General features: G+C 33.9%; 5 protein-coding genes. All 5 read right to left on the reverse strand.

Annotated elements, in window-relative coordinates; translation table 11 throughout:
- Positions 1-176: 176 nt before the first annotated feature.
- Positions 177-308, reverse strand: coding sequence for a hypothetical protein (locus Cyrtocomes_RS04975; protein WP_322498092.1), 132 nt, complete (start codon positions 306-308; stop codon positions 177-179).
- Between the two features lie 172 nt (positions 309-480).
- Entirely contained in the window at positions 481-2,472 is a 1,992-nt protein-coding gene (locus Cyrtocomes_RS04980) for an acetyl/propionyl/methylcrotonyl-CoA carboxylase subunit alpha (protein ID WP_322498093.1), read from the reverse strand.
- A 5-nt stretch (positions 2,473-2,477) separates the two neighbouring features.
- Entirely contained in the window at positions 2,478-3,284 is an 807-nt protein-coding gene (locus tag Cyrtocomes_RS04985) for a murein hydrolase activator EnvC family protein (RefSeq protein WP_322498094.1), read from the reverse strand.
- 331 nt (positions 3,285-3,615) lie between these two features.
- Positions 3,616-4,839, reverse strand: coding sequence for an acyl-CoA desaturase (locus tag Cyrtocomes_RS04990; RefSeq protein WP_322498095.1), 1,224 nt, complete (start codon positions 4,837-4,839; stop codon positions 3,616-3,618).
- A gap of 172 nt (positions 4,840-5,011) precedes the next feature.
- Complete coding sequence (locus tag Cyrtocomes_RS04995; protein ID WP_322498096.1) at positions 5,012-5,410, reverse strand: EVE domain-containing protein; 399 nt, start codon at positions 5,408-5,410, stop codon at positions 5,012-5,014.
- Between the last annotated feature and the right edge of the window lie 210 nt (positions 5,411-5,620).

A 5,620-nucleotide genomic window follows, 5' to 3' on the forward strand; every position in this document is an offset into this window, starting at 1 on the left:
TTATTTAAAATACATTTAAATAAACTTAAACTCATATTTTATATTTGTGGGTAAAAGTGAGGATTAAATCCTATAGAGAAGTATTGGGCCAATATAAAGGTTAAGATACGAGAATTACTACATAATGTCACTAGCTTAGAGCAAGCCATGGACCTAGCAATTTTATCAATGTAATTTTAAATGACTATACCACTGAGTTTTGCTACGAAATCTAGCTTGTAATCTTTTATAAAAAAAGAATGTGTGCAAGAGGACTCACGCACCGCCTTCTTTGCGCATATATAATGAGAATCAGCTATTCCTTCCATACATACTGTACGTATATAATGATTTAAGCTGAGTTGCATAGCTAATAGGCGATATTATTTTACATTATTATGGTTTTATCCTCTTCAAGTAACTCCGCTATATAGCTAGAGTGTAGCAATATCATAAAACCCTCTATTCAACATTTAAAATTATACTGCACACTATATCTGGCTACTCCAGGGTTATTAGTATATCGCCTAATGAGCATACTTCACCAACCTTTGTATTCACCGCAGCAACTTTACCTTCTACCTTACTAGTTATCACATTTTCCATCTTCATTGCCTCAATCACTACCAGCGGCTGACCTTTAGATATACAATCTCCAGGAGAAACTTTAACATCTACAACCATTCCAGATATTGAAGATTCTACATCTTTTATATCTGAATCACTATCAAAGACCCTCATGAATTTATTTAACTCTGCTGCACGAGGCGTAAATAGCGTTGCGTTTGATTTAACCCCCCTGAATTCTATCAATAACTCAGTACAACCCTTCAGATAATTGATTTGAAGAGAGTATTTATGTTGATTGATAGTACATTGCAGTAATTTACTACCAAGTAACCACCTACTTGTAATAAAAAACCTTCTATTTTCAAAAGATATCTTATACCCATCATCTATTGGGCGAACAGTGACAGGATAATATACACCATCTAGCGCCACAACCCACCTAGTCCCTATCCATCTATTAGCAGAACGCATTTGATCGCTAATTGTAGTACATCTCTTTTTATCTGTTAAAAATACGAATGTAGCTGCGCACAATATTACGCTACTTTCCTCGCTTCTTAACACACTACCAGCGAAACCATCTTTATATTCCTCATCTATAAAATTTGTAGATAGATCACCTTTTTGAAACCTTTCTGAATTGAGTATGGCCTGTAAGAAACTAATGTTATGTGATATACCCCTAATGATATACTGATCTAACGCTTGATTAAGAATTTGTATAGCCTTATCTCTAGTCTCTGCATATGAACATACCTTCGCTATCATTGCATCATAAAACATACTAACCTCACCTCCTTCATATACTCCAGAATCTATTCTTATATTACTAGAGGTTGATGGCTCTGAATATGTTGTTATTCTTCCCGTAGATGGAATAAAACCACTAGAAGGATCTTCCGCGTAAATTCTCCCTTCTATTGCCCACCCACTAATATTAACATCACTTTGTTTAATTGGTAGTACCTCACCCATTGCCACCCTAATCATAAGCTCAACTATATCAAGCCCTGTAACTAACTCTGTTACAGGATGCTCAACCTGTAACCTTGTATTCATCTCAAGAAAAAAGAAATTCTTCTTTTGATCTACTATGTATTCTATAGTTCCTGCAGAAAAGTATCCAACTTCTTTGGCTAATGCTATTGATTGCGCATACATCTTTTTTCTAGTTTTTTCATCTAAAAATGCGCTTGGCGCTTCCTCAATAACTTTTTGGTGATGCCTCTGTATGGAACATTCTCTTTCACCAAGACATACATAATTCCCATGTTTATCCCCTAATATTTGAATCTCTATATGCCTTGGGCTTTCTATAAACTTCTCTATAAATGTCCTACCATCTGAGAAATTATTTTGGGCCTCATTTCTTGTTGATTTAAATGCCTGCTGCATCTCATCCTCTGTCCTCACAACCCTCATACCTTTTCCCCCGCCACCTGCAACAGCTTTAAGCATTATTGGATATCCCAACTTTTTTGCTATCTTGAGGGCATCTTTTTCTGTTTTTATATCCCCCATATATCCATCTACTATACTAACTTTCGCTTCCCTAGCTATTTTTTTAGCCTCTATCTTATCACCCATTTTTCGTATTGCTTCTGCGGATGGACCTATAAAATTAATTCCATTTCTTTCAACTAATTTAGCAAATTCATAATTTTCAGAAAGGAATCCATACCCAGGATGGATAGCATCGGCACCAGAAATTTTTGCAGCATCTATTATCTTTTTTTGATTAAGATAACTTTGTGTAGCAGGTGCAGGCCCTATGAATATAGCATCATCTGCTAATCTCACATGCAAGGAATTTTTATCTGCATCAGAATGTACCGCTATTACTTTTATCCCCATCTTACGGGCAGTACGTATTATTCTACAGGCGATTTCACCCCTATTTGCAACCAAAAGACTTTTTATCATATCTACTAATCAATATTTTTCTCAGGATCGACAGTGGTTTTCCCCTTCTTAATTGAAAAGTAAACCTGAGGCGAGTCAACGTAACCGCTTTTTCCTGAAATAGCAATTACTGTACCTTTTTTTACCTTATCTCCTAAGGAAACTAAGAGCTCTTTATTATGCCCATATGCAGAAAGTAATGAATTTGAATGTCTTAATATAATTAAATTTCCATAAACTTTTGGCTCCATACCGGCATATATAACATCACCATCTGTCATAGCTAGTACATTAGTACCTTCACTAATCTTAATATTTATCCCATCATTAAAGCTATTACCTGTATCACCGTATCTAGATATTACACGTCCAAAAACCGGCCAAATAAATTTAGGATTATTTAGTGGATAGGATGTCTGAAAGTTTTTTAAATTTTCATTAGTTGAATAACTTTCCTCTTTCTTAAGGTGCTCATCTCTACTTTGATAGTCCGATATACTAAACTCCTTTATATTATCCTGATTTTCAACTTTAAAATCAGAATTAAGCACTCCATTATCATCAGCCCCCTTATTATTTATTGGTATCTCAATCACATAGCCGGCTTTCACAACAGCATTTTTTGATATCATATTAAGCTTTGAAATTTCATCTGGACTAACGCCGTAAATAACAGCAAGCTCCGATATCGAAATATCACTTGATACCTTTACAAACTTCACAGTTTTATCCTTCGCATAAAAATACGAAGCCCTATTCTCTATTTGAGCAGGCGTTTTGTCATAGCACGAGGACAATAAAAGCGTTGTTACAAAAATCAAGAAATACCTCATTTAGCAAAATCCCCATAAATCTGTAACAGCATTTTACTAGCTCATTCAAAGATTACAACAACGTTCTTAACACAGACATCATTAATTTTTATTAATGATAAAACAATTATTAAACAGATCTAGATAAACAGAGATAAAGATAAATAGAGATCAAGCAAAAACACCATTTTATAAATACAACAATTATGTCTTTACAATGCTCAATGCTCAATGCTAAATGCTCAATATCTATCAAAATAACCTTGGCAATTAACCACAAAAAATACAAACCACAAACAAAGTAGGCCTTTTGTCTCTTATATACATTGGCATTTCATCAATGATCCACTATTTACAAATCTGCAGACAATTCATTCAAATGATAAGCATTAAGACTATCACGCAATTTATTGAGCTCTTCAGACAATTTTTTCACAAACCTCTTCTTGATTTTTATAGAGCCATTAAAAGCTCCTTCAGCCTTTAATGATATAAGCTTCGCAGACTCTTCCACCAAAAGAAGTCTATGATAGATCTCCTTTTTACTACTTTCTATTGCTACCGAAGCAATTTTTTCAAAGTTTTGGATCTTTTTGCTAGCAAATGCCGCTATTTTCTCAGATTCTTCTTTAAGTAAAAGCAATTTATTATAAAGGGCAGAATATACTGATTCAGTCACCTCCTCAGCCTTTACGTGTATACGACTCTCAGGAGTTACGACAAGGTCAGTTGCCAGACCTATTTTACTCATCGTATATATTATCCACTTATGCACATCAAAATGATACCATTTATGCCCATTTCTATAATCCCTTGGAAAGGCATGATGAAAATTATGCCAATTTTCACCCAAAAGAAATAAAGCCAACCACCAAATATCACCTGCAGTTCCATCTATATATTTCTTTGTACCTAAGAAGTGGCAAGCAGAGTTAACACAAAATGTCGCATGTTGCTGAATCGCTCTTCCAAACCCTACAAAAACATAAAAAGCAATCGCAGCCTTCAATGTACCAAACAACATAAACCCAAGCACAGGAGGGAATACAAGATTCATAAACAGCGATATGAACCAATAATTCCTTAATTGCCAAACAAGCATCTTGTTTGAACCAAGTAATTTTAAAGTAGATCTATCAAGATTTTTTCTTTGCTCGCTGAAAAGCATCCATCCAAAATGAGACCAAAAGAAACCCAGCAATTTGTTATCTCTAAACTTCTTAGGTGAGTGCGGATCCATTACCTCATCTGTATAAGCGTGGTGAAACCTATGATCAGAAGCCCATGCCAATACCGGCCCCTGAAATGTCCCAGAAGTAAAAAGCATCAATATGAATTCAACAACTTTATTAGTCTTAAAAGCATTATGAGACCATAATCTATGAAGACCGACACCAACAGAAATATTAGCTACATAATAAGCTACAATAGATGTTATTATCTCAAACGAACCTATGCCCCCATAATATGAAGAGTATAAAAAGACACATCCAAATACAAATATGGGGTATAAAATCAGAATAGAAAAAACTTTTAAATTAAGGTTCCTCAAGGTTAAAACTCTTTCTTTTTCCATAAGATATAGGTAAACCAAAATAAAAAACGCAGCTACAGGCTATATAAAACTCTGAGTATCCATATGTGAATATGCTGAAACTATAAAGCAAAAATTATAATAAGTATAGATATTTGCAAATATAAAATCTTCACATACTCCCCAGTTATAAATTTTATCTATATCCAGATATTCAAGAATTGGAATAGAGCATTACTTTGTTCCATAAATCTACATTTAAAGGCACTATGGATAGTCTAGGCTGTATAGCTAATATGCAATTTGGCTCAATACTTTTTATCCTAGAAAGCTCTATTGGCTTTTCAATATTAGAGTAGAATGAAATTTCAATATTCACCAAATTAAGCTCATCTTTATCTTTAAAACATGATTCAGAAGTTACAGAAACTATGCCAACTATTCTTCTTTCACTACCAGAGTGGTAAAAAAAGCACAGATCACCTTTTTGCATTATCTTCATATATCTCTGCGCTTGATAATTCCTAACACCATTCCAGATAGTAGTTTTTTCCTTTCTCATATTATCCCAAGAATATAACTTGGGCTCAGATTTTAATAACCAATAATTCATTAGTAAAATATATGGAAACAAAAAATACACACAATACACTAAATACCCAGGAAAATGGAAAATTAAAGGGTTATGCAAGCATTTTTAATATTAAAGATATAGATGGAGATATAGGCACTGTTAACAAAGGTTTTGCCAAATAATGGAAAAGATGCAATATTATATTGGAGGCGATAAATATGGTATTTAGATGGATAAAAGGTTGTTTCC

Source organism: Candidatus Cyrtobacter comes, from assembly GCF_034470605.1.
GTDB classification, from domain to species: Bacteria; Pseudomonadota; Alphaproteobacteria; order Rickettsiales; family Midichloriaceae; genus Cyrtobacter; species Cyrtobacter comes.

Bases quoted from the DNA above. Each gene is read 5' to 3' on its own strand.
- Cyrtocomes_RS04975 (WP_322498092.1), bottom strand. From the start codon at position 308: ATGGAAGGAATAGCTGATTCTCATTATATATGCGCAAAGAAGGCGGTG.
- Cyrtocomes_RS04980 (WP_322498093.1), bottom strand. From the start codon at position 2,472: ATGATAAAAAGTCTTTTGGTTGCAAATAGGGGTGAAATCGCCTGTAGA.
- Cyrtocomes_RS04985 (WP_322498094.1), bottom strand. From the start codon at position 3,284: ATGAGGTATTTCTTGATTTTTGTAACAACGCTTTTATTGTCCTCGTGC.
- Cyrtocomes_RS04990 (WP_322498095.1), bottom strand. From the start codon at position 4,839: ATGGAAAAAGAAAGAGTTTTAACCTTGAGGAACCTTAATTTAAAAGTT.
- Cyrtocomes_RS04995 (WP_322498096.1), bottom strand. From the start codon at position 5,410: ATGAATTATTGGTTATTAAAATCTGAGCCCAAGTTATATTCTTGGGAT.